The sequence below is a fragment of the Methylorubrum sp. GM97 genome (genome assembly GCF_024347855.1).
GTDB classification, from domain to species: Bacteria; Pseudomonadota; Alphaproteobacteria; order Rhizobiales; family Beijerinckiaceae; genus Methylobacterium; species Methylobacterium extorquens.
Genome location: NZ_AP025942.1, coordinates 431,103 through 453,217, shown reverse-complemented (window position 1 = coordinate 453,217; position 22,115 = coordinate 431,103). Strand labels below are relative to the sequence as shown.

At 69.3% G+C, this 22,115-nt stretch carries 21 protein-coding genes; 10 read left to right on the top strand and 11 right to left on the bottom strand.

The genetic code is table 11. The annotated features are described in order from the left end of the window. Positions 1-83: 83 nt before the first annotated feature. Together MSPGM_RS02190 and MSPGM_RS02185 are read left to right on the top strand one after the other, a co-directional pair. Positions 84-1,163 (top strand): sensor histidine kinase, encoded by a 1,080-nt coding sequence (locus MSPGM_RS02190; protein ID WP_012752078.1) that lies wholly within the window; start codon positions 84-86, stop codon positions 1,161-1,163. 88 nt (positions 1,164-1,251) lie between these two features. Further along, positions 1,252-1,680 (top strand): SufE family protein, encoded by a 429-nt coding sequence (locus tag MSPGM_RS02185; RefSeq protein ID WP_003606835.1) that lies wholly within the window; start codon positions 1,252-1,254, stop codon positions 1,678-1,680. Positions 1,681-1,717: 37 nt separating this feature from the next. Here MSPGM_RS02185 and MSPGM_RS02180 read toward each other — a convergent pair whose 3' ends face one another. The 3 genes from MSPGM_RS02180 to MSPGM_RS02170 form a co-directional block, all read right to left on the bottom strand. After that, a complete protein-coding gene (locus MSPGM_RS02180; RefSeq protein ID WP_012752077.1) occupies positions 1,718-2,542 on the bottom strand; it encodes a DUF6456 domain-containing protein in 825 nt (274 codons plus the stop codon). Between the two features lie 136 nt (positions 2,543-2,678). After that, a complete protein-coding gene (locus tag MSPGM_RS02175; protein WP_003606491.1) occupies positions 2,679-2,873 on the bottom strand; it encodes a hypothetical protein in 195 nt (64 codons plus the stop codon). Positions 2,874-3,023: 150 nt separating this feature from the next. Continuing rightward, on the bottom strand, positions 3,024-3,461 hold the full coding sequence (locus MSPGM_RS02170; protein ID WP_003606492.1) for a MucR family transcriptional regulator: 438 nt from the start codon (positions 3,459-3,461) through the stop codon (positions 3,024-3,026). 428 nt (positions 3,462-3,889) lie between these two features. On the opposite strand from MSPGM_RS02170, the gene MSPGM_RS02165 reads away from it, so the two are divergent. The 3 genes from MSPGM_RS02165 to MSPGM_RS02155 all read left to right on the top strand — a co-directional run bounded on the left by MSPGM_RS02165 (position 3,890) and on the right by MSPGM_RS02155 (position 10,085). Further along, positions 3,890-6,034 carry a S9 family peptidase gene (locus tag MSPGM_RS02165; RefSeq protein WP_261926143.1) on the top strand — a complete coding sequence of 715 codons (2,145 nt, stop codon included), beginning with the start codon at positions 3,890-3,892 and terminating at the stop codon, positions 6,032-6,034. Positions 6,035-6,187: 153 nt separating this feature from the next. Then, positions 6,188-6,619 carry a hypothetical protein gene (locus MSPGM_RS02160; RefSeq protein WP_003606494.1) on the top strand — a complete coding sequence of 144 codons (432 nt, stop codon included), beginning with the start codon at positions 6,188-6,190 and terminating at the stop codon, positions 6,617-6,619. A 115-nt stretch (positions 6,620-6,734) separates the two neighbouring features. After that, positions 6,735-10,085 (top strand): hypothetical protein, encoded by a 3,351-nt coding sequence (locus tag MSPGM_RS02155; RefSeq protein WP_012752075.1) that lies wholly within the window; start codon positions 6,735-6,737, stop codon positions 10,083-10,085. 3 nt (positions 10,086-10,088) lie between these two features. Here the strand turns inward: MSPGM_RS02155 and MSPGM_RS02150 are convergent, their stop codons facing one another. From MSPGM_RS02150 to fabA, 5 genes are all read right to left on the bottom strand, one after another. Next, on the bottom strand, positions 10,089-10,490 hold the full coding sequence (locus MSPGM_RS02150; protein ID WP_003604000.1) for a DoxX family protein: 402 nt from the start codon (positions 10,488-10,490) through the stop codon (positions 10,089-10,091). A gap of 56 nt (positions 10,491-10,546) precedes the next feature. Beyond that, positions 10,547-11,308: a flagellar type III secretion system pore protein FliP gene (fliP, locus tag MSPGM_RS02145; protein WP_003604002.1), complete on the bottom strand. Its 762-nt coding sequence runs from the start codon at positions 11,306-11,308 to the stop codon at positions 10,547-10,549. Between the two features lie 67 nt (positions 11,309-11,375). After that, positions 11,376-12,206 (bottom strand): enoyl-ACP reductase FabI, encoded by an 831-nt coding sequence (gene fabI, locus MSPGM_RS02140; protein ID WP_003604003.1) that lies wholly within the window; start codon positions 12,204-12,206, stop codon positions 11,376-11,378. 473 nt (positions 12,207-12,679) lie between these two features. Next, the gene (fabB, locus tag MSPGM_RS02135) at positions 12,680-13,906 is read right to left on the bottom strand and encodes a beta-ketoacyl-ACP synthase I (protein WP_012752073.1); all 1,227 of its coding nucleotides are present in this window, start codon (positions 13,904-13,906) and stop codon (positions 12,680-12,682) included. A gap of 159 nt (positions 13,907-14,065) precedes the next feature. After that, the gene (gene fabA, locus MSPGM_RS02130) at positions 14,066-14,605 is read right to left on the bottom strand and encodes a bifunctional 3-hydroxydecanoyl-ACP dehydratase/trans-2-decenoyl-ACP isomerase (RefSeq protein WP_003604006.1); all 540 of its coding nucleotides are present in this window, start codon (positions 14,603-14,605) and stop codon (positions 14,066-14,068) included. Positions 14,606-14,881: 276 nt separating this feature from the next. On the opposite strand from fabA, the gene irrA reads away from it, so the two are divergent. Further along, the gene (gene irrA / locus MSPGM_RS02125; RefSeq protein ID WP_003604007.1) at positions 14,882-15,382 is read left to right on the top strand and encodes an iron response transcriptional regulator IrrA; all 501 of its coding nucleotides are present in this window, start codon (positions 14,882-14,884) and stop codon (positions 15,380-15,382) included. Between the two features lie 105 nt (positions 15,383-15,487). Here the strand turns inward: irrA and MSPGM_RS02120 are convergent, their stop codons facing one another. Then, positions 15,488-16,081 (bottom strand): SH3 domain-containing protein, encoded by a 594-nt coding sequence (locus tag MSPGM_RS02120; protein WP_003604008.1) that lies wholly within the window; start codon positions 16,079-16,081, stop codon positions 15,488-15,490. A 326-nt stretch (positions 16,082-16,407) separates the two neighbouring features. Between MSPGM_RS02120 and MSPGM_RS02115 the strand changes: the two genes are divergently transcribed. Further along, positions 16,408-17,412 (top strand): 2-hydroxyacid dehydrogenase, encoded by a 1,005-nt coding sequence (locus MSPGM_RS02115; RefSeq protein WP_003604009.1) that lies wholly within the window; start codon positions 16,408-16,410, stop codon positions 17,410-17,412. Positions 17,413-17,603: 191 nt separating this feature from the next. Here MSPGM_RS02115 and MSPGM_RS02110 read toward each other — a convergent pair whose 3' ends face one another. Then, entirely contained in the window at positions 17,604-18,617 is a 1,014-nt protein-coding gene (locus MSPGM_RS02110; protein WP_003604010.1) for a bifunctional riboflavin kinase/FAD synthetase, read from the bottom strand. Positions 18,618-18,923: 306 nt separating this feature from the next. Here MSPGM_RS02110 and MSPGM_RS02105 point away from each other — a divergent pair, with 306 nt between their 5' ends. The 3 genes from MSPGM_RS02105 (at position 18,924) to MSPGM_RS02095 (ending at position 20,425) form a co-directional block, all read left to right on the top strand. Then, complete coding sequence (locus MSPGM_RS02105) at positions 18,924-19,307, top strand: response regulator (RefSeq protein ID WP_003604011.1); 384 nt, start codon at positions 18,924-18,926, stop codon at positions 19,305-19,307. A 183-nt stretch (positions 19,308-19,490) separates the two neighbouring features. Continuing rightward, entirely contained in the window at positions 19,491-20,027 is a 537-nt protein-coding gene (locus MSPGM_RS02100; RefSeq protein ID WP_003604012.1) for a protein phosphatase CheZ, read from the top strand. 170 nt (positions 20,028-20,197) lie between these two features. Next, positions 20,198-20,425: a hypothetical protein gene (locus tag MSPGM_RS02095; RefSeq protein WP_003604013.1), complete on the top strand. Its 228-nt coding sequence runs from the start codon at positions 20,198-20,200 to the stop codon at positions 20,423-20,425. Positions 20,426-20,459: 34 nt separating this feature from the next. On the opposite strand, the gene MSPGM_RS02090 is transcribed toward MSPGM_RS02095, so the two are convergent. Next, entirely contained in the window at positions 20,460-21,938 is a 1,479-nt protein-coding gene (locus MSPGM_RS02090; RefSeq protein WP_012752069.1) for an EAL domain-containing protein, read from the bottom strand. Positions 21,939-22,115: the final 177 nt, after the last annotated feature.

Below are 22,115 nucleotides of genomic sequence, written 5' to 3'. Positions count from 1 at the left end.
CCGGAACGGCCCAACACCGCGCACGTTGACCGGCGCGAAGAGAACGTCGTTTCCAGGCTGCGATAAGCGAACAGACGAGCGGTATGGGTGCTGACACGCCACAGGGCGGACTTTCGGGGAATCATGGGGCGGACACCCCGTTCGACCTCGGCGACGGCTTTCGCCGGTTCGCCGACCACGTACCGCTGATGATGTGGCGTACGGATGAGAGCGGGCGCTCGACCTATCACAATGAGTGCTGGCTCCAGTTCACCGGCCGCCCGCTCGCAGAGGAGATCGCCGACGGTTGGCGCGGCGGCGTGCACCCGGACGATTTCAAGCGGCACGCCGAGATCGTCGAGAAGGCCGTCGAGTCGCGCCTTCCCTTCACCGTGGAGTTTCGGCTGCGCCGTCACGACGGGGCCTATCGCTGGCTTCTCGATACCGGCCGTCCGCTTGAGGAGAACGGCGTCTTCCACGGCTATCTCGGCTCGTGCTTCGACATCACCGATCGGAAGAACGCCGAGGAGCATGCCGAGCACGCCTTGGTCGAGAAGGAGACGCTGCTCGCAGAAATCTATCACCGGGTGCGCAACAATCTTCAGGTGATGGTGAGCTTGATCGGCCTCTACGGCCGCGCCGCGCCCGAGGCCTGCCGTGGCAGCTTCGATGCCCTGGGTCAGCGGGTGCGGGCGATCGCGCTGGTGCAGCAGCATCTGCACGAGGCACCGCACATCGCCTCGATCGATCTGCGCGACTATCTGCACCGCCTCGCGTCCGGACTCGGACAGTTGCGCCGGGCCGGGCGGATCGGCGTGACGGTCGAGGGAGACGGGACGAGCCTGGTCGAGCCGCGCACCGCCAACGCGCTCGGCATGATCGTGGCCGAGGTCGTCGCGGAATGTCTCGATGCCACGACGGAGACGGTGACCTGCGGCATCTCCATCCGCATCGATGCCCCAGCCGGCGCGCCGGTGCGCCTCTCGGTGATCTCCGGGGCCGGCGAGGCTGCGGCCGCGGGACGTGAGGGGGTGCCGAAGCTCGGCCCCCGTCTCATCGCGGCCTACGCGGCGCAGGCCGAGATCGCGGTCTGTGGCACTGCGACCGAGGCTGATCCGCTCCATCTGCAGCTGCCCGAGGTTCGCGCCGACGTGGCCCCGACGATCTCGCCCTCACTGAGCTGATACAATCGGCGCAGGCGGGTGCCTCGCGGCCTCGGCCTGCGATCGCTATATCGGGTTCGATTCCCAGACGCGCCTGAACGCGAGTGCCATGCTTCCCGACCTCGACACCATCATCGAGAACTTCGAGATCCTCGACGATCCGATGGATCGCTACGAGTATGTCATCGAACTCGGTAAGCTGATGCCGAAAATGCCAGAAGCGGCGAAGGTCGAGGACAACCGCGTCTCCGGCTGCGAGAGCCAGGTGTGGATCGACGTGTCGCTGAAGGACGAGGCGGGCCACCCGGCGCTGAAGCTCGAAGGCGACAGCGATTCCCACATCGTGAAGGGCTTCGTGGCGTTGATGGTGGCGCTCTACGAGGGGAAGACGCCCGACGAAGCGATCAAGGCCGACGGCTTCGACTTGCTCAAGCGTCTCGATTTCGGCTCGCACATCACGTCGAAGCGCTCGAACGGCGTGCGCGCGATGGTGGACCGCATCCGGAAGGATGCGGGCCGCCTTCAGACGCTGAACTGACCCGCCGCAAGATCTGACGGCGGCGGGCGGAAGGGTCTCAGGACGAGGCCGGCGGCTGGTCCGTCTTGAGGCGCCAAGCGCGGGTGCGGGCCCGCTCCGGCCCCGTCGCCTCGCGTGCGAGGCCATAATGCTCGGCGAGCCGTCCGAGAGCGATCCGGGCTACCACCTTGGCGGAACGGGCCGGCCAGCGCCGCTCCGCCTCGATCCGCTCGAGGCCTTTGAGAAAGCCGCACAGGTCGATCAGAAGCCCCGACAGATCCGAGCCCACCGCCGCCAGCGCAAGATCCACCCGCTGGCGCGCGGCGATGACCCGGTCGGAGCCCGAACTCGGATCGCGCGGCCCGCCGCCATCGACCCGCGGGGCAGTCCAGTCGGTCGAGAGTTGCGGCATCATCTGCGCCGAGGCGAGGTCGTGGCGCAGTCGCTCCCCCGCTGCGAAGGCGGCCGCATCGATCATCGGCTCCCCGTCGCGCCCGCGCCGCCGCGCCATCCAGGCCAGCGGGCTCTCCGCCGTGTCCCGCACGCGTTCCCCATCGCCCGTGCCTTCCCGGACCACGGCGAGATGCTGCATCCGGAAGCTGTCCGGCCCGCCGATTTCCGCCCGCCGCAAACGCGCGCGCCCGGCCGCCCCGATGACCAGCCGGTTGCGCCGCCCGTCGTCCCGCGATGCGAGATCCGCCGCGACCAGCGCTTCGCCGGCCCGTACCGGGAAACGCCCGGCACCCAGCGACACCCCGCGTCCGCCGCTGCGCACGATCAGCGTTTCCGGCGCACTCGGATCGGGGAAGGCGTAGGCACCTTCGGGCGCCAGCGCCGCCAGCAGACGTTCGGCCTCGCGTCCGAGACCGCCCGTTTTGTTCATGTTTTGTTCTTTTGACATCGTACCACCCGAACCGGAACCGCTACGGGAGGCTAAGGGAAAATCGTCCTAATACAAGTCTTGACAGACTTTGATGCCGCCTCTGGTTGCACCGTCACGCTGCCGGTTTCCGGCGGTTTTAGGCCTGGGACGGCTTCGTCGGCGGCTTCTTGAGGATCTCGGCGATCTCGTCCTCGGACTTGCCGCGCACCGCGTATCCCATCTGCTCGAAGCGATCGATCAGACGGTCACTGTCGCAGGCAGAGCGGGCTGCCCACTCTGCGAGCGCTTCATTGGTCTTGGCAAGTTGTTCGGAGGGGCTGTCGTCGCTCATGTGGGGGCAATGCAGCAGAAGTTGTGCCGTTCCACGACTTTGTTGTTGATAACCCGATTCGTCAATCTCCACCCGCATGAGCCGCCGCTGCGCCGGCCCTGAACAGGGCGGCGCAACGGGCTTCGCGTGAGGGCCGGGCCGGGAGAAACCTTAGGCGGCCGCGTCGTAGCCGGGCCGCACCTGGCCGAGGCCGATCGCCTTAGCGAGGTCGGAGCGGGCCTTGGCATAGTTCGGCGCCACCATCGGGTAGTCGGGCGAGAGGCCCCACTTGGCGCGATACTGCTCGGGGGAGAGGTTGTATTTGGCGCGCAGGTGCCGCTTCAGCGACTTGAAGGTCCGCCCGTCTTCCAGGCAGACGAGATAGTCCGGCTGGATCGACTTCTTGATCGGCACGGCCGGCTGAAGCGCCTCCTGGGCCACGGGCTGCGGCGCGGCGGCCCGGCCCGTTCCGACCTGGATCAGGGCGCCGTGGATGTTGCCGATCAGACCGGCAAGTTCGGCGGCCGGCACCGGATTGTTGCTCACATAGGCGGCGACGATGTCGGCCGTGAGAGCGACGTAATCGACCGGCGTCTCGGTTTCGTTCATGTTCGTGGTTGTCCCTTGGCGGTGCATCGCGCGCAATCGATCCGGTCCATCATCCTGTGCGAAGACGGAAACGGACAGGTACCTATCGGCCTGTGCAGTGGTGCCGCTTGATTTCGGTTTGGCGTGACGCCCCCGCAGTCACGGGTTCTACCTAGAACATCCAAATTAGACCTGCAAGACGGGGCCGGTATGCACAACTGAACGGATTCCTCGCGATCTGGGACGTGCGCAATTTGTCGTGAATGCTCGACATCGCTTCCGGGGCGGCGGCCCGCCCGCCCTCATCGCTCTCGCGTCGCGGCGAGGGTGCGACGAAGGGGCGGCTCGTTTGCCAGCCTTGCGGCCACGGCCGTCGCACGGCACACCGCCTGATATCTGACGCGTCTATCCAAACGTTGCCAGCCAAGCGTTCCCACCGGAGTCCGGCGATGACCTTCGAGCCACCCCCCTTCGCCCTGCCGCCCGAGGCGCCCGTTGCCGAGACGCGCCCCCACGTCTTCGAGCTCTTCGGACGGCGCGTCGAAGACCCGTTTGCGTGGCTGAAGGCCGAGAACTGGCGCGCGGTGCTGAAGGACCCGTCGGCCCTTGCCCCCGACATCCGCGCCTATCTCGAGGCCGAGAACGCCTATGCCGAGGCGGCGCTGAGCGACGCTGCCGACCTGCGCAAAACCCTGGTCGCCGAGATGCGCGGGCGCATCCGCGAGGACGATGCCTCGGTGCCCGAACCCGACGGACCCTTTGCCTATTACTCCCGCCACCGCGAGGGCGGGCAGCATCCGCTGATCTGCCGCCGTCCGCGCACCGTCCACCGCATCGCCGAGGAGCCGGAGGATGGCGAGATCGGCGAGCAGATTTTGCTCGATGGCGACCGGGAAGGGGAGGGGCTCGCCTTCTTCGAGATCGCGGGTGCTGCCCATTCCGACGACCACCGCCTGCTCGCCTGGGGCGTCGACACCAAGGGTTCGGAACTCCACACCATCCGCGTGCGCGATCTCGACACCGGCGAGGACCGCCCGGAGCAGGTCGAATCGACCGCGGGCGAGGCGGTCTGGAACGCGGCCGGCACCGCCTTCTTCTACGTGGCGCTCGATGAGAACCACCGTCCGGCCCGCGTCATGCGCCACCGCCTCGGCACCGATCAGGCGCAGGACACGACCGTCTATGAGGAGCCCGATCCAGGCTTCTTCGTGAATATCGGCCGCACCCAGTCGGGCACCTACCTCACCGTCACCGCGAGTGACCACGAGACGGCGGAAGTCCATCTGCTCGACCGGGCCGATGACGAGGGCGCGCTGGCCTGCGTCGCGCCGCGTGAGGAGCGGCTGATCTACTCGGTCGAGCACTGGGGCTTGTATCTTGTCATCCTGACGAATGCCGACGGGGCGGTGGACTTCAAGATCGTCACCTGCCCCCTCGACGCGACGGCGCGGGAGAACTGGCAGGACGCCGTGCCGTATCGGCCCGGCGTGATGATCCGGCACCTGCACGTGCTCGGTAACCACCTCGTGCGGCTCGAACTGGAGAACGCCCTGCCGCGCATCGTCGTGCGCGACATGAAGGGTGAGGAGCACACCGTCTCCTTCGCCGAGGAAGCCTATTCGCTCGGGCTTCTGCCGGGTTACGAGTTCGAGACGGCGCGCATCCGCTTCAGCTACTCGTCGATGACGACGCCGGCCGAGACCTACGACTACGATTGCGTCACCCGCGCCCGCATCCTGCGCAAGCGCCAGAGCGTGCCGAGCGGCCACGAGCCCGCCGACTACGTCACCCGGCGCCTGTTCGCGACCGCGCCCGACGGCGAGAGCGTGCCGATCTCATTGCTGCACCGCCGCGGGCTCGCCCTCGACGGCTCGGCGCCGCTGCTGCTCTACGGCTACGGCTCCTACGGTACACTGATGCCGGCGGGCTTTCGCACCAACCTGCTCAGCCTCGTCGATCGCGGCTTCGTCTACGCCATCGCCCATGTCCGCGGCGGGACCGAGAAGGGATGGAACTGGTATCTCGAGGGCAAGCGCGAGAAGAAGCCCAACACCTTCACCGATTTCGTCGCCTGCGGCCGGGCGCTGATCGATGCGGGCTACACCGCGCAGGGGCGGATCGTCGCCCATGGCGGCAGCGCGGGCGGCATGCTGATGGGGGCGGCCGCCAACCTCGCGCCGGAGCTGTTTGCCGGCATCGTCGCCGACGTGCCCTTCGTCGATGTGCTCAACACCATGCTCGACGCGGACCTGCCGCTGACGCCGCCGGAATGGCCCGAATGGGGCAACCCGGCCGAGAGCGAAGAGGCCTTCAAGACGATCCTGTCCTATTCGCCCTACGACAACGTCGCCGCCAAAACCTATCCCGCGATCTTCGCGCTCGGCGGCCTCACCGATCCGCGCGTGACCTATTGGGAGCCCGCCAAATGGGTGGCGCGGCTGCGCGCCACCATGACCGGCGGCGGCCCGGTCCTCATGAAGATCAACATGGAGGCCGGGCATGGCGGCGCCGCCGGGCGGTTCGACCGCCTCGAGGAGGTCGGCCTGATCTACGCCTTCGCGCTGATGGCGGCACGCGCGGCCAAGCGGGTCTGACGCCGATCGGCGCCGGCCGCGACATGCTGCGCGGCCGGCGCTTCGACAAAGCTTCGCGAAGCGGGCAGAACAAAGCCCGCGCCTTTGCTATGCTGGTTCGACGAAAAATAAGTTCAAAATAATAATCAAGCACGACGCCCAGGGAGAAACACGATGAAGCATCTCGCGATCGCCGCCGCGATTCTGTTCGCATGGCCGCTCGCCGCTGGGGCCGAGTCGCCGGCCGCGCCCGACACCGTCAAGACCAGCCCTGAGGCCGCCAGCCCCGCTCCGGACGCTGCCCCGAAGGCGCCGCAGACCGCGCAGGAGCGCCAGGAGGCGAATGCCGCCAAGCTCGCTGGGCTCGTCCGCTTCGTCGGCGAATCCTGCAAGGAGGCGCAGCCCGATTACGAGCGGTTCAAGGCGGTGGTCTCCGCCATGGGCGTCGATCTCGACGCGATCTCGAAGGGCGAGTTGCTCATGCGCAGCATGGGCTACACCGAAGCCTACCGGAAGAACGTCGATGAGAGCTGCCGTAAGGCGCAGGAGATGTTCGGCGAGAAGGGCAAGGCGATCCCCGGCCTCGTCCTGCGCAAGGCCTCGTAACGAAGGTTCGTCCTTAAGCGCCCGTTCACTGCGCTGGGCGAGAGTGCCGGCACGAGTGGCGTTCGGCGCCCGGCCTCCGAAGGCCGGCCGCCGGTGAGGGCGGGCGTTTCGGGCGATGGGGGGACGGGCCGGTCAGGCAAAGCGGCGTCCGGGCAGGGCTCTCCTGCGCGCCGGCTTCGCCGTCGGCCTCTGCGCCGCGACCTCGGCGGCGGAGGCGGCCCGACTCGTCTCGGCCAAGGGCGCGCAGCCGCCGGAGGGCTTCGGCCGCATCGTCCTGACGTTTGATGAGCCGGTCTCCGTCAAGGCGCGGCTGTCGGGCGCGATCCTCGTGCTCAATTTCGGCGAGGCGGTGGGGGCCGGTCCCGAGCGGATCGCGGCGGGGATGCCGGACTACGTCACCGTGGTGCGGCGCGACCCCGACGGCTCGGCCCTGCGCCTCGCCCTGCAGCGGCCCTACCGCGTCAACGTGCAGGATGCCGGCGAGCAGGTCTTCATCGATCTCCTGCCGGAAAGCTGGAACGGCTTCCTGCCGCCGCTTCCCACCGAAGTCGTTGCCGACCTCGCCCGCCGGGCTGCCGCCGCCGAGGCCAGCCTGAAGGCGCGCAACCCGGCCCCGGTGCCGCGTCCGCTCACCCTCGAACTCGCCCGCACCGATGCCCGCACCCGGCTCTCCCTGCGCCTGCCGGCGGGCTCCGAGGCCGCCTTCGCCCCGGACGGCACCGGCACGCGCCTGACGCTGCCGGGGGCGTGGCGCCTCGACGACCACGCCCTCCGCGGCCGGCTCGACCCGAATCTCGGCCGTGTCACGGTCGAGACAGACACTGGCGAGGCACGGATCGTCGCGAGCCCGGCCGAGGGCGTGACACTCGCCACCTTGCGTGACGAAGATGTCGTGGCGATCGATTTCGTCACCAAGCCGAAGACACCCGAGACTGCGACGTCATCCGCTCCGCCTGCCGGAGCTTCGGCCGCGGCGGCGAAGGAGGCGCCAAAAGAAGCCGCGCGTCCCGCCGCGTCGAGCGCCGACGCATCGCCGCGGGCCGCCGCGCCGGCCGTGGTGTCGCGCAAGGCGGGCTCGGGCCTCGTCTTCCCCTTCGCCAAGCGTGTGCCGGCGGCTCTGTTCGAGCGCGGCGGCATCGTCACCCTCGTCTTCGCCACGACCGAGCCGGTCGTCGTGCCGCCGCCCGGTGCCACGGGCCTCGTCGCCCTCGCGCCGCCGCTGCGGAGCGGCGGCTTCACCATCCTTCGCTTCACTGCGCCCGCGGGACGGCTCGTCGATCTTCTGCCCGTCACTGAGCCCGCCGGATGGGAGCTGGCGACCGGCGACGGCCTTTCCCCGAGCGAGAGCCTGACCGCGCAGCGCGCCCCGACGGCCCAGGGCCGGCTCGGCGTCAGCGTGCGGCTGCCCCAGGCCGGCCCGGCCGGCTGGCTCGATCTCGACGGTGAACGCATCGCCGTCGTCACCACCGACGGCAGCCGCCCTGCCGGCGTGGTCAAGGCGCAGCGCTTCGTCGAGTTCGAGCTGATTCCGAGCCGGCTCGGCCTCGCCGTTCTCGCCAATGCCGACGACCTCATCGTGCGGCCGGATCTCGACGGCGTGACGATCGGCCGTGAGGGCGCAAGGGAAGGCGCACGGGAAGGCCGCGACGGCGGGCTCTCCGTGTCGGGCATCTCCCGCCCCGCCGATCCGCCCGTCGGGGCGGTCACGGAACTCGCGGTCGATCGCGACGCGTGGGAGCGGGCGCAGCGCGGCGATGTGCGCGCGACGCTGCGGGAGGGACTCGCTGCCGCCGTCGACGCCCATCGCCGCGACCGTGGCGGCGCCCGTCTCGGTCTCGCCCGGGCAATGATGGCCAACGATCTCGACGTGGAGGCGCTCGGTGCGCTGACTGCCGCCGCCGCCGAGGATGTGGTCATCGACGGTGACCGCCAGACGGCGCTGATGCGCGGCGTCCTGCTCGCCCGGATCGGGCGGGCCGAAGAGGCGCGCAAACTCCTCTCCGACGAGCGGCTCGCCACCAATCCCGAAGCCCGGCTCTGGCGCGGCTATGCCGACGCCCTGGTCGGCCGGTGGAACGAGGCGGCCGTTGCGCTGCGCGCCGGCGAATCGGTCTTGGAGCGCTACCCCGAACCCCTCGCATCGCTGTTCCACGCCGCCGCCGCCGAGGCCGCGGTCGAGACCGGCGACTGGGAAGCGGTCACGCGCGAATCGATCGCCGCCACCCGTGCCGCCACCGATTACACCCGCGACCGGCTGACCTTACTGCGGGCGAAGATGGACGAGGCGACCGGCCGCAGCGCGGCGGCGCTGGCGGCCTACGAGACGCTGCGGAACCAAGCACCTTGGCCGCTGGCGGCGGAGGCGACCCTACGGGCGGCCGTCCTCGGCCATACCCTCGGCAAGACGCCCCTGCCCGAAGCGATCGATCAGTTGGAGGTTCTGGCTCTGACCTGGCATGGCGGCCCGACCGAGATCGGGACGCTCGGCGCGCTCGGCGGCCTCTACGAAGAGGCCGGGCGCTGGCGCAAGATCTTCACCACCGCCCGCCGCGCCAACGCGCTCAGCCCCGAGGCGCCGATCGCCCGCGCGCTGCACGAGCGCGCCCTGGCCGTGTTCGAGGATCTGTTCCTGGGCGCGCGCGGCGAGCGGCTCGGCGGTGTCGAGGCGCTGGCGCTGTATTTCGACTTCAAGGATTTCGCGCCCGCCGGCCGGCGCGCCGACGAGATCGTGCGGCGCCTCGCCGACCGCCTCGTGGCCCTCGATCTGCTCGAGTCGGCGGACGAATTGCTGCAGTACCAGATCGATCACCGGCTCGAGGGTGCGGCCCGCTCCTCGGTCTCGGCGCGGCTCGCCACGATCCGGCTGATGGAGGGCAAGCCGCTCCAGGCGCTCCAGACGCTCGACGCGACGCACCTGCCCGAACTGCCCGAGGACGTGCGCCGCGCCCGCGCGATGCTGCGCGCCCGCGCCTTGTCGGATCTCTCCCGCACCGATCTCGCCCTGGAGACCGTCGAAGGCGAGACCGGCGCCGATGCCGAGCGGCTGCGGGCGGACATCCTGTGGGCGGCCCGGCGCTGGCGCGAGGCGGGCGAGGCACACGAGATGATCCTCGGGCCGGCATGGCGTTCCGGAAAGCCGCTCGACGACACCGCGCGGGCCGACGTGATCCGCGCTGGCATCGCCTACGGACTCGCGGGCGAATCCCTCGGGCTCGAACGGCTGAAGGCAAAGTTCGCGGGGCCGATGGCCGAGAGCGCGGATGCCCGCACCTTCGCCATGCTGACGCGGCCGGATGCGCCCCGCTCCGCCGCCTTCCGCGATGCAGCCCTTCGGGCGACCAAGGCGGAGACGCTCGCCGCCTTCCTCTCGGAGTACCGCAAGCGCTACCCCGACAGCGCCGTGCCGGAACCCGGCAGCGCCGCGACGGGCAGCCGCGCCGAGGCGCCGTCCCCGCCGCCGGGCTGACGGTCAGACGCGACCGCGGCCGCGCTGCGCGTCGATGCTCCACGGGCCGGGGCCGGCGAAGGCGATGTAGAGGAAGACGAAGCAGAAGAGGATCGCCGCATCACCGCCGTTCAGGGCCGGGAAGAAGCTCTTGGGGGCGTGGGCGATGAAATAGGCGAAGGCCATCTGGCCGGAGAGGATGAAGGCCACCGGCCGGCTGAACAGCCCGACCACCAGCAGTGCGCCGCCGACGAGTTCGAGCAGACCCGCGATGCCCGGCAGCGATAGCAGCGGCGGGTTCATCGAGCTGGCCGGAAAGCCGAGGATCTTCTGCGTCCCGTGCGCCATGAAGATCAGCGCCGAGACGATACGCAGGATGCTGAGCATCCGCGGGGCCCAGTGCGTGGTGGTGGTCGTCAGATCCATGCGTCGGCGTCCTCGTTACGCGGCCGCCACAACCTCGAATCGTATCGTGACGGGCTTCAGCTTCCGTAGCTCTGAATCAGGGAGCCCGCCACCAGCGTCCACCCATCGACCAGCACGAAGAAGATCAGCTTGAACGGCAGCGCGACCGTGGCCGGCGGCAGCATCATCATGCCCATCGCCATCAGCACCGAGGCGACCACGAGGTCGATGATGAGGAAGGGGATGAACAGGAGGAAGCCGATCTCGAAGGCGCGCCGCAGCTCGGAGATCATGAAGGCGGGAGTGACGATTTCCAGGCCGATCGCTTCCGGGCCCGCCGGGGCCGGCTGGCGCGCCATGTCGAGGAAGAGCTTGAGGTCCTTCTCGCGCACGTTGCGCAACATGAAGGTCTTGAACGGCGCCGACGCCCGCTCGAACGCCTGGGACTGGCTGATCTGGCCCGCCATCAGCGGCTCGACGCCGGTCCGGTAGGCCTCCCGCGCCGTCGGCGCCATCACGAAGGCGGTCAGGAACAGGGCCAGACTCACCATCACCGTGTTCGGCGGCGCGGTCTGCGTGCCGAGCGCCGAGCGCAGGATCGACAGCACCACGACGATCCGGGTGAACGAGGTCGCCATCACCAGCACGGAGGGCGCGAGCGCCAGCACCGTGATCAGCGCGACGAGCTGCAACGCCCGTTCCGTGGTGCCGCCGGCACCGAGATCGAGGGTGACGCTCTGCGCCCACGCCGCGCCCGAGCCGGCCGCCAGCAGCAGCGCGGCCAGGAGAAGCGTCAGGGGGAGGGATCGCGGCACGGGCCGGCTGGGGGAGGGGGTCATTGCGGGCCGCACCCTGCGGCGTGACGCCGACGCGCACAAGCGACGCGACGACACGCTGCCGGTGCGATCACAGATCGCCGACGACGCCCGCCTCGTCCTGGGCCTGAAGCACCGCCGGGCGGGGCATCGAGATGATGTTGTAGCCCGAATCGACGAAGTGGATCTCGCCGGTCACGCCGCCCGAAAGGTCCGACAGCAGGTAGAGCGCGGAGTTGCCGACATCGTCCAGCGTCACCGTGCGCCGGAGCGGGGCGTGCGCCTTCTGGTGGTTGTACATCAGCCGCGCATCGGCGATGCCGGCGCCGGCCAGCGTGCGCATCGGGCCGGCCGAGAGGGCGTTGACGCGGATACCGTCGGGGCCGAGGTCGCTGGCGAGATAGCGGACGGACGCTTCGAGCGCGGCCTTGGCCACGCCCATCACGTTGTAGTTCGGCATCACGCGGGTCGAGCCGGCATAGGTCAGCGTCAGCAGCGCGCCGCCCCGCGGCATCCGGGCGGCGGCGCGTTGGGCGATCTCGGTGAAGGAGAAGCAGGAGATCGTCATGGTCCGCGAAAAGTTCGCGCGGGTCGTGACGTCGACGTAGCGGCCCTTGAGCTGCGCCTTGTCGGAAAAGCCGATGGCGTGGACGATGAAGTCGATCCCGTCGGGGAAGCGCTCATCGAGGGTGGCGAAGGCGGCATCGACGGTCGTGAGATCCTCAACGTCGCAGGGCAGCACGATATCGGAGCCGACCGAGGCCGCGAGCGGGGTCACGCGGCGCCCGAGCGCCTCGCCCTGATAGGTGAAGGCGAGTTCGGCGCCGTGCCGGTGCAGGGTCTTGGCGATGCCCCACGCGATCGAATGATCGTTGGCGACCCCCATGATGAGGCCGCGCTTGCCCGCCATCAAACCCGTCATTCTCAAATCCGTACGCGTATCGGCCCGGCGCCGCAGCGCCCTCATCCCGGCTTAGCCCGCCGGGCGAGGGCCTGTCCACGCGCGGGGCCGCCTTGCACCCTGGGCGGCGGGAAATGGCATGAGGAAGCCGGCATGAAAAAGCCCCGGCGCGGATGCGACGGGGCTGGACGGGGGCTCAGATGGGGGCGGGCAGCTGGCGCTCAGAAGTAGCCGCGGGTGCCGGTCTGCGCGTCCTCGATCAAGGTCTGCTTGGCGCGCACCGCCACGCCGGCCGCAATGGCCAAGCTGGAGACGGTGAACACAGCGAGGAGGACGATCATGGTGTTACCTGCCTATCGAAGCAGGAACGCGAAGACAACTGGTCGGTTCCCCCAATTCATCAGCCTACAGCCAGGCTTATGCTTGGTCCGTCTTCTCGCAGATGCGAGAAAATCTACGCTGCACGGCAAGGCGCCGCGCAGCGGTTCCGTCCCTTATGCGTCGGGGTGCTTGAGCACGAGCGTCGCGTTGGTGCCGCCGAAACCGAAAGAGTTCGACATCACGTGGCCCAGCTGCGCCCCGTCCCGGCGCTGACGCAGGATCGGCATGTCGGCGAAGGCAGGATCGAGTTCCTCGATATGCGCGCTCTCGCAGATGAAACCGTTGTTCATCATCAACAGCGAATAGATCGCCTCCTGCACCCCGGTCGCACCGAGCGAATGCCCGGTCAGCGACTTGGTGGCCGAGATCGGCGGGCAGGCGTCGCCGGCGCCGAACACCGTGCGGATCGCTTCGATCTCCTTGTCGTCGCCGACCGGCGTCGAGGTGGCGTGCGGGTTGATGTAGTCGATCTTGACGCCCTTCAGGTCTTCCATGGCCTGGCGCATGCACCGCACCGCACCCTCGCCGGAGGGGGCGACCATGTCGTGCCCGTCGGAGGTGGCGCCGTAGCCGGCGACCTCGCCGTAGATCCGCGCGCCGCGGGCCTTGGCGTGCTCGTATTCCTCCAGCACCAGCACACCGGCGCCGCCGGCGATGACGAAGCCGTCGCGGTTCACGTCATAGGCGCGCGAGGCACGGGAAGGGGTCTCGTTGTAGCGCGAGGACATCGCGCCCATGGCGTCGAACAGGACGGAGAGCGTCCAATCCAGCTCTTCGCAACCGCCCGCGAAGATGATGTCCTGCCGGCCGCCGCGGATGATCTCCGCGGCGTTGCCGATGCAGTGATTCGAGGTCGCGCAAGCCGAGGAAATCGAATAGTTCACGCCGCGGATTTTGAACCAGGTCGCCAGCGTCGCCGACGCGGTCGAGGACATCGCTTTGGGCACCGCGAACGGGCCGACGCGCTTCGGCCCCTTCTCGCGGGCGATGGCGGCGGATTCGACGATGGTCCGGGTCGAGGGACCGCCCGAGCCCATGATGATGCCGGTGCGGTCGTTGGAGATCTCCCGCTCCTCGAGGCCGGCATCGCGGATCGCCTGATCCATGGCGATGTGGTTCCAGGCGGTGCCGCCGCCGTGGAAACGCATGGCGCGGCGATCGACGACGCCCTCGGGATCGATCGTCGGGGCACCGGCTACCTGGCTGCGGAAGCCGTGCGCGGCTTGCGCCTCGGAGCGAGCGATCCCGGAACGGGCCTCGCGCAGGGAGTCCAGAACCTCCCCGGTATTGTTGCCGATGGACGAGACGATGCCCATCCCGCTGATGACGACACGCCGCATGATGGCTCGTGCTGCTGACGCCGCGGCTGGTGCGGCGTTTCCTCGGGGGTCAGTTAGGATGATGCGCGGCCAATCTCAACCGCGCTTCGCGCACTCGGCGCCGAACCGGAGGGCGGTTCGGCGCGAAAAACCCTCAGAACCGAGCGCGTTGAGCCGGTCTCAGGCCCGGAAGAGCGCCACGCGCAGGTCGTTCGCCTCGTAGATGCGCCGGCCATCGGCCTCGAGCCACCCGTCGGCGATCCCGAGCACGAGCTTGCCCTGACGCACGCGCTTGATGTCGATGCCGTAGACGACCTGCTTGACGGTCGGCAGCACCTGATCGGTGAACTTCACCTCGCCAACGCCGAGCGCCCGGCCGCGACCCAGTGCGCCGAGCCAGCCAAGATGGAAGCCGACGAGCTGCCACAGGGCGTCGAGCCCGAGGCAGCCGGGCATCACCGGATCGTCCTTGAAGTGGCAGGGGAAGAACCAGAGGTCCGGCCGGATGTCGAACTCGGCCAGCACGTGGCCCTTGCCGTGGGCGCCGCCCTCGGTCCCGATCGAGGTGATCCGGTCGAACATCAGCATCGGCGGAAGCGGAAGCTGAGCGTTGCCCGCTCCGAACAGCTCACCGCGCCCGCAGGCCAGGAGATCCTCGTAGGAGAAGCTCGAAGCGCGCTGCGGAGAAGCACCGTCGGATTGCTGGTCGAGAGAGGCCATGGATGACGTACGGGTCCTCGGTGACGGACGGGTCCGATGCGAGCGAACGGACGAGGCGTGATGGAATGGGCGCCTCGTTAGCACAGCCTCCGCGCGCTCACAAAGCGGCGCCTGCGCAGTACCTATGCTCGGTCGACGCTCGGCGAATCGACCAGAGCCATGCACCATCCACGTATCAACCCGGTGTCGACATCGGCATGGGTTGCCGCAGGGCTCCATGATCCGTATAATTTCTACGCTATACTCATTCTAAATAACTGGGAATCGTTCCCGACGATGTCCGACTTGATGCCTCTCCAGGCTGTGCTGAACGCACGGTCCGCCTCGCCGGGCGACGCTAGCGGCCGTCGGGGCTGTCCCCTCTCCGACCTGCGCGATCGCTTGCGCCGGGCCGGCCTGCGCCCGACCCGTCAGCGTCTCTCGCTGGGCTGGCTCCTGTTCGGCCGCGGCGACCGCCACCTGACGGCGGAAATGCTCTACGACGAGGCGATGCGCGCCAAGGTGCCGGTCTCGCTGGCGACCGTCTACAACACGCTGCATCAGTTCACCGAGGCGGGCCTGCTGCGCCAGCTCGCGCTCGATGGATCGAAGGCCTATTTCGACACGAACCCGACCGAGCATCACCACTTCTTCTTCGAGGAAGAAGGCGAGGTTCTCGATATGCCGGAATGCGGCATCTCGGTCGATTCGCTGCCCGACGCGCCCGAGGGCATGGAGATTGCCGGCGTCGAAGTGATCGTGCGCCTGCGCCGCCGCAAGGTGTCCGGACGCGCCTGATCCGACGCCGCCCGATTTCGAGACGAAAAAAGGCCCGGATTTCCCGGGCCTTTTTCATGTCGATTCTTGGCGCGGCGGCTGTCGATCGCGGCGCGGCGGCTCGGCCTACTCCACCCGCTCGTCGGGGTAGACGCCCCATAACCGGCTCTGACGGATGTAGCCGTCGACGTCGCCGCGCTTGTCCGGCAGCGGCACCACGAGGCGGCACCACGAGCCGGTGCATCCCTTCACGCTGCCGATGACGCCGGGCTGCAGCCGCGCCTGCTCGGCCGATTGCTCGTCGGCGCGGGCGGTCAGCGGAACCGTCGCCTTGGCGGAATCGGCTCGTTCGCCCGACGGGGGAATCACCACGGCGGTCCGGCGGCCCGAGAGCAGCGAGTGCAAGACCCAGCCCTCCGTCCCTTCGGAATCGCGGATGCGGCGCCAAGTCTCGAACTCGGCGACAATCTCGACCGGCAGTCCCTCGCGCTGGAAGACCCACAGGGTTCTGTGATCCTTCGAGGGCCCCTCGCGCAGGTTGACGCGGTTGGTCTTCAGGCTGGCGTAGCGCGGCAGGGGCAGCTTGGTCACGGGCCCCTTGCCGACCTCCGGCGCGGGAGCCGGCGCGGCCTCGGCCGTCAGAGGTATCAACAGGGCGAACAGGGCCGCGAGCAGCGCGAGGCGCGCGGGGTTCATCGGGGGAAGCTCAGGCGGGCGCATCGTGCCTCGTCTCCGATCCGTGTCTCCAAAGTCGGTCCGGCGGTGGCGTTTCGGCGCGTGCGGGGGCACAGGCCGGAAACGTCCATGGGTCGGCGCAGGATCGGCCGGCCCTCCGGCACTGATCCATCCGGGCCAGGGCCGCATTGTGTTCGCCGACCTCTCTGATAGAGAGGCCGAACGTCCTGCAGCGGACCGGGGAACCGGTCCGCCTTCCGCTCCATCTGGCCGCGCCATGGTTAAGGGAGCGTAAGCCGACCCCTCGCGGCATAGCGGGGCGGCGTCCGGCGCAGGCACAGGAATGCGGGCCGCCTCGTCGGGGAGGGAACATGTCGTCGTTGAAGCGCAAGCCGCTGGTGGTCGTCACGCGGCGTCTGCCGGACGCCGTCGAGACGCGCATGCGCGAATTGTTCGATACCCGCCTCAACCACGATGATGCGCCGCTCTCGCAGGAGGCGCTGTCGGCCGCGATTCGCGAAGCCGACGTGCTGGTGCCCACCGTGACCGACGAGATCGGGGCCGGATTGCTCGCGCAGGCGGGGCCGAACCTGCGGCTCATCGCCAATTTCGGCAACGGCGTCGATCACATCGACGTCGCCGGTGCGCTGGAGCGCGGCATCACCGTCACCAACACGCCCGGCGTCCTGACCGAGGACACCGCCGACATGACCATGGCGCTGATCCTGGCGGTCGCCCGCCGGCTCGCCGAAGGTGCGCGCATCATCCCCGACGACGACTGGACCACGGGATGGTCGCCGACCTGGATGCTCGGCCGCCGCATCACGGGGAAGCGCCTCGGCATCGTCGGCATGGGCCGCATCGGCCAGGCGCTCGCCCGCCGCGCCAAGGCATTCGGCCTGTCGATCCACTACCACAACCGCCGCCGGGTGCCCTCGCATATCGAGGAATCGCTCGATGCGACCTACTGGGAATCCCTCGACCAGATGCTGGCCCGGGTCGATATCGTGTCGGTCAACTGCCCGCACACGCCCGCGACCTATCACCTGCTCTCGGCCCGCCGCCTGAAGCTGCTCAAGCCCGAGGCGATCGTCGTCAACACCGCCCGCGGCGAGGTGATCGACGAGAACGCGCTGGCGCGCCTGATCGAGGGGGGCGAGATCTCGGCCGCCGGCCTCGACGTGTTCGAACAGGAGCCGGCGGTGAGCCCGCGCCTCGTGCGGCTCGCTCGCACCGGCAAGGTCGTGCTGCTGCCGCATATGGGTTCGGCGACGCATGAGAGCCGCACCGACATGGGCGAGAAGGTCATCATCAACATCAAGACCTTCATGGACGGCCACCGTCCGCCGGACCGGATCCTTCCGAGCATGCTCTGAGGGCAGGCCTGAACTCGGTCGCTGCGGCGACGGAGCCCTGTTATCGGCTCCGCTCCGCAGCGATGGGGCGGAGAGCGCGTAACGCCATCGCGATTTGTCGGGCGCATCCGTTCAGAAGCGCGGTGAGGCCGATTGCACCCAGCCTCGCCAACCGCGGGCAATTCGTCCGACGGCCGAGCCGAAGGCTCTCCTCAGCCCAGCATCGACGGCACGCGATCCGTGCGGATGGCCGCCTTGGCCCGAGCCGAATCGACATCCATCTGCGCGATCAGCGCCTCGGCACTCGAAAACTTCTCCTCGCCGCGCAGATAAGCCAGCAGCTCGACAGCGACCTCCTGCCCGTAGAGATCGCCCTTGAAGTCGAACAGGTGCACTTCGAGGAGCGGCGCGCCGTCGTCGAAGGTCGGGCGGCGGCCGTAGCTCGCCACGCCGTCGTGCAGGCTGCCGTTGGCCAGGCGCACCCGCACCGCGTAGATGCCGTGGGCGAGCCCGCAGGATTCGAGGGCGAGGTTGGCGGTGGGGTAGCCCAGGGTGCGTCCGCGCTTGTCGCCGTGGCGCACCTGGGCCAGCACGAACCAGCGATAGCCGAGAAGGTCGTTGGCCCGCGCCACGTCGCCCGATGCGAGGGCAGCGCGGATCGCGCTCGACGAGATCGGCGCATCGCCGGGATCGGCCGAGACCGCGGGGACGATCCGGCAGGACAGACCGGCCTCGGCGCACAGCTCGGCGAGCGTCCCCGGCGAACCCTCACGTCCGCGGCCGAAATGGAAATCGTGGCCGATCACCACGCCGGACAGGCCGAGCCCGTCACGCAGCCAGCCCTCCACGAAATCCCGGGCGCTGGTGCCGGCAAGCCGCTCATCGAACCGGCGCACGATCAGGCCGTCGAGACCGAGGCGCGCGAACACGATCTCCTTGGCGCTGGGGCCGGTGAGGCGGAACATCGGCTGGTCGGGTGCGAAGAAGGCGCGCGGATGCGGCTCGAAGGTCAGCACGGCGGCGGGGTGTGACCCGGCCTCGGCGCGCACCGCCTCGATCAGCGTGCGGTGGCCGCGATGGACGCCATCGAAGTTCCCGAGCGCGGCGACGGCACCCGCCAGCGCCGGAGGCACCGGGTCGTCCTCGCGGCAGACCGTGAAGGGTCTCGAAGAGGGGCGGAGGCCGGTCCCGGCGGGCGGCACGGCGTTCTCATCGCCTGAGGGCATCGGCTCCTGCGATCGAATGTCTGCGAGTCTCAAGGGATTGTCGGCAGGGAGCATCGACGGGAAGCGTCGGCGCGGCCGGGCTCGTCCGCCTCGTCCCCGCGCGGCGGGAGAGCGGCGGGAGACTTGGCGAAATCAGTCTCTCGGGTCAAGCGAGGGAGAAGGGCGCGGGATTAACTGCTTCGCAATCCGCGCCACCTATTGTCTGGGAACGGAAGGCAGCTCCGCTCGCACGCGTCGATGCGACGTAGATCGCTCGAGAGAGCCGCGCCGCCAGTATCGATCAGGGACAAACGGAGCAATCGTCATATGGCCCTCGACCTCAGCATGCCTATCCTGGTGGTCGACGACTACCAGACCATGGTGCGTATCATCCGCAACCTCCTCAAGCAGCTTGGCTTCGAGGACGTGGATGATGCCTCCGACGGCACCGCCGCACTGGCGCGCCTGAAGGGCCGCAAGTACGGCCTCGTCATCTCGGATTGGAACATGGAGCCGATGACCGGCTACGAGCTTCTGCGCCATGTCCGCGCCGACGAGGGCCTGCGCACGACGCCGTTCATCATGGTCACCGCCGAGTCGAAGACCGAGAACGTCATCGCCGCCAAGAAGGCCGGCGTGAACAACTACATCGTCAAGCCCTTCAATGCCGCCACCCTCAAGTCGAAGATCGAGGCGGTCTGCGGCGCCTGATCGCACGATCCGCCGGTGGACCGTCGCGCTGAACAGAGGCGCGCCGAGTGAAAACGAGCGGACTGAAACGGTAACGAGAGCCGATCCCGGCCGTCATGCCGTCGGGGTCGGAGCAGGAGGAGCGGCCGTCCCTGCGGGTGGCCGTCAACGGATCGAACACGAGAACGTCGCGAGAGATCGCCCATGAAAATGATGGCAACGGCACGCGACGGCCGGTCGCAGAATTCCCACCCGTCGGCGATGGTGAAGGAACTTCTCGACATCGCGGACTACATCGCCAGTCTGCGGGACGCGATCGCGATCCTGCGGGCCAACGAGCTGACGCGTGACCGTCTGCCGATGGTCCACGAGGAGCTGAGCGAGGTGGTGGCGGCGACGGCCGGCGCGACCAATTCGATCATGAGCACCGCGGAAGCCGTGCTCGCCCTGCGCGATGGGCCGGGCTACCGGGACGCGGTCGAGGCCAAGATCTACGACATCTTCGAGGCCTGCACCTTCCAGGACATCACCGGCCAGCGCATCGCCAAGGTGGCGGAGGCGATGAGCCAGCTCGAAGGACGGCTCGCCCGCTTCACCGCCGCCGTGAAAGCCCGCGACGCGGCCGGCATCGACGAGACCGAAGCCGACCGGCGTAAGCGCAACGAGTCGCTCCTGCTCAACGGGCCGCAGATGGGCGGTCCCGCGACCGCGCAGGATGCCATCGACGCTCTGTTCGCCTGACCCACGGGACAAGCGGACGCCGGATCGACGCGGCCTCGGACGGGGCTGAGATCCGCTGGCCGTTACGGCCAAGCTGCCTTGTTCCGAACATCGCCGTTGCGAAAAGCCGTCAAGGTCATCCCTGAAAAAGGGTGCGGGATCCGAGCTCGGGATTCCGCAGGGGCTGGACCATGGCGAACTCCGATCTGCTGCCCGATCGCGCATCCGGCGATGCCCTCGACCGCGCCCGCGCGCAGGGGCAGATGCACCATTCCATCGCGACGACGCTTCTCGTGATCGCGGCCGCCCGCGCCGAGCGCGCGGCGCCTCCGGTCCATGCGGCGCGCCAGCGTCTGGCGAAAATCTACGGAGCCTCCCGGCTGCGCAAGCGGATGGAGCGCGACGCCGCGCGGGGCTGAACCTCCTCCACCGGCGTCGCGCCCGCGGCCGGTTTCACCCGGCTCTGCGCAGAAAATCCCGGAACGGGCGACGCTGCGGCGGCGGGCTCGGCGGTGGATCGGGGGAGGGCGGTGGCGGCGGCGCCGCCTCGGGCGAGGCCGAGAGCACCTCCGACCGCACGGCCCGCGGGGCGGCGAACACTCCGCCTTGCGCCAGCGGCACGTCGAGATCGATCAGGTCCGGCACCTCCGTCTCGGCCTCGACGCCGGTTGCGACGAGCCGGATTCCTGCCCGCGCCAGGGATGTCACCAGATCCTCCAGGGCGATATCCGGCCGCGCCTCCCGGTCGAGCGGTCGCAGCAGCAGCGCGGCCGCGACCTTGACCTGCGTGATGCCGCGCTCGGCCAGAGCGGTCGGGTCGAACCGCAGGTCGATCGGGCGATCCATCACGAAGCCGATCCGCCCGCGTAACCCCGCCAGCAGGGCGGCCTGCTCCGCATCGAGGCTGCGCCAGCTCGATTGCGGCAGGGCGATCACGACGCGGCCCGCGAGTTCCGGCCCCTCGCTGACGAGGCGGCCGAGGGAGCGCAGGAAGCCCGGCTCGAACAGCGAATGTGGCGTCAGGCTGTAGCTTACCGAGGCCGGGCTGCCGCGCCCCTGGAGATGGCGCGCGATCGTCGCGACGCGCTGGAGCATGCGCCGGTCGAGCGCCGTGGTGCGGCCGTGCCGCTCCAGGACGGGCAGGAACGTCTCCGGCGCGTAGACCGCGTCGCCGACCTTGAGCCGCGCCAGCGCTTCGTAGGCGACTACCTTGCGCTGCGGCAGGGTGACGACCGGCTGCAGGAACACTTCCAGCCCCTCGCCGTCGAACGCCTCGATCAGCAATGCCGCGTCGGCGTCGGTGGCGAAATGATCGGAGGGACGGGCCGCCGGCAGGGTCGTGCGGGGCACGAGCCGCATCGGCGGGGCCACCGGTTCCGTCTCGGGGGGAGGGGGCGCGGCCGGCGCCGGGCGCGGCCGGATCGGCTCCGGCGCCGCTTGCGGAACCGGCTTCGGCTGGGGCGCCTGCGCCTGCACCCTCAGGCGGGCGATGTCGCCGTCCTGCGACGCCACCACTGCGGCGAGTTCCCGGACGATGCCGCTGAGGATGCCGATCTCAGCGGTCACCTCCTCGATCCCGGCATCGAACCGTGCGTCGAGCGCCTTGACCGCTTCGTCCGGCGGTCGCGCCGAGCCGTCCGCCGCCGCCGAATCCTGCATCCGCGATTGGATCAGGGCCGCCGTGACGGCTTCCAGCTTCACGAGGCGCTGAGACAGGACGCCGATCTCCTTCGAGACGACCTCCTGCGCCACGGCGAAGGCGGAAAGCCGCCGCCACAGCAGCGCGCCGCCGACGATCGCGAGGCCGGACACGGCGGCGACGGCGGCGAGCGGAAGAATGAGCGCCAGCGGAACGAGGACCAGGACGCCGATGAGGCCGAGGATCCAGGGGGTGCCGCGCGGGCGGATCGTTCGGGCTTTCGGTGTTTTCACCGTCGATCGACGCGTTTCTGTCTGGCGGCCGCGGCCGGGCTTCTCATTCACGCTGCGAAGCGGGCGCCCGCAGAACGTGTGGGTGAAACGCGCCGGATCGCGTGAGAGGACGCATCCGGATCGTCGTAACCCTAATGTCGCCGACGCCGCTCCCCGCCGCAAGGCGGCATCATAGGT

Bases quoted from the DNA above. Each gene is read 5' to 3' on its own strand.
- MSPGM_RS02190 (WP_012752078.1), top strand. From the start codon at position 84: ATGGGTGCTGACACGCCACAGGGCGGACTTTCGGGGAATCATGGGGCG.
- MSPGM_RS02120 (WP_003604008.1), bottom strand. From the start codon at position 16,081: ATGCGCCCGCCTGAGCTTCCCCCGATGAACCCCGCGCGCCTCGCGCTG.
- MSPGM_RS02160 (WP_003606494.1), top strand. From the start codon at position 6,188: ATGAAGCATCTCGCGATCGCCGCCGCGATTCTGTTCGCATGGCCGCTC.
- fliP (WP_003604002.1), bottom strand. From the start codon at position 11,308: ATGACCCCCTCCCCCAGCCGGCCCGTGCCGCGATCCCTCCCCCTGACG.
- MSPGM_RS02150 (WP_003604000.1), bottom strand. From the start codon at position 10,490: ATGGATCTGACGACCACCACCACGCACTGGGCCCCGCGGATGCTCAGC.
- fabA (WP_003604006.1), bottom strand. From the start codon at position 14,605: ATGGCCTCTCTCGACCAGCAATCCGACGGTGCTTCTCCGCAGCGCGCT.
- fabB (WP_012752073.1), bottom strand. From the start codon at position 13,906: ATGCGGCGTGTCGTCATCAGCGGGATGGGCATCGTCTCGTCCATCGGC.
- irrA (WP_003604007.1), top strand. From the start codon at position 14,882: ATGTCCGACTTGATGCCTCTCCAGGCTGTGCTGAACGCACGGTCCGCC.
- MSPGM_RS02110 (WP_003604010.1), bottom strand. From the start codon at position 18,617: ATGCCCTCAGGCGATGAGAACGCCGTGCCGCCCGCCGGGACCGGCCTC.
- MSPGM_RS02095 (WP_003604013.1), top strand. From the start codon at position 20,198: ATGGCGAACTCCGATCTGCTGCCCGATCGCGCATCCGGCGATGCCCTC.
- MSPGM_RS02105 (WP_003604011.1), top strand. From the start codon at position 18,924: ATGGCCCTCGACCTCAGCATGCCTATCCTGGTGGTCGACGACTACCAG.
- MSPGM_RS02180 (WP_012752077.1), bottom strand. From the start codon at position 2,542: ATGAACAAAACGGGCGGTCTCGGACGCGAGGCCGAACGTCTGCTGGCG.
- fabI (WP_003604003.1), bottom strand. From the start codon at position 12,206: ATGACGGGTTTGATGGCGGGCAAGCGCGGCCTCATCATGGGGGTCGCC.
- MSPGM_RS02155 (WP_012752075.1), top strand. From the start codon at position 6,735: ATGGGGGGACGGGCCGGTCAGGCAAAGCGGCGTCCGGGCAGGGCTCTC.
- MSPGM_RS02175 (WP_003606491.1), bottom strand. From the start codon at position 2,873: ATGAGCGACGACAGCCCCTCCGAACAACTTGCCAAGACCAATGAAGCG.
- MSPGM_RS02165 (WP_261926143.1), top strand. From the start codon at position 3,890: ATGACCTTCGAGCCACCCCCCTTCGCCCTGCCGCCCGAGGCGCCCGTT.
- MSPGM_RS02185 (WP_003606835.1), top strand. From the start codon at position 1,252: ATGCTTCCCGACCTCGACACCATCATCGAGAACTTCGAGATCCTCGAC.
- MSPGM_RS02115 (WP_003604009.1), top strand. From the start codon at position 16,408: ATGTCGTCGTTGAAGCGCAAGCCGCTGGTGGTCGTCACGCGGCGTCTG.
- MSPGM_RS02100 (WP_003604012.1), top strand. From the start codon at position 19,491: ATGAAAATGATGGCAACGGCACGCGACGGCCGGTCGCAGAATTCCCAC.
- MSPGM_RS02170 (WP_003606492.1), bottom strand. From the start codon at position 3,461: ATGAACGAAACCGAGACGCCGGTCGATTACGTCGCTCTCACGGCCGAC.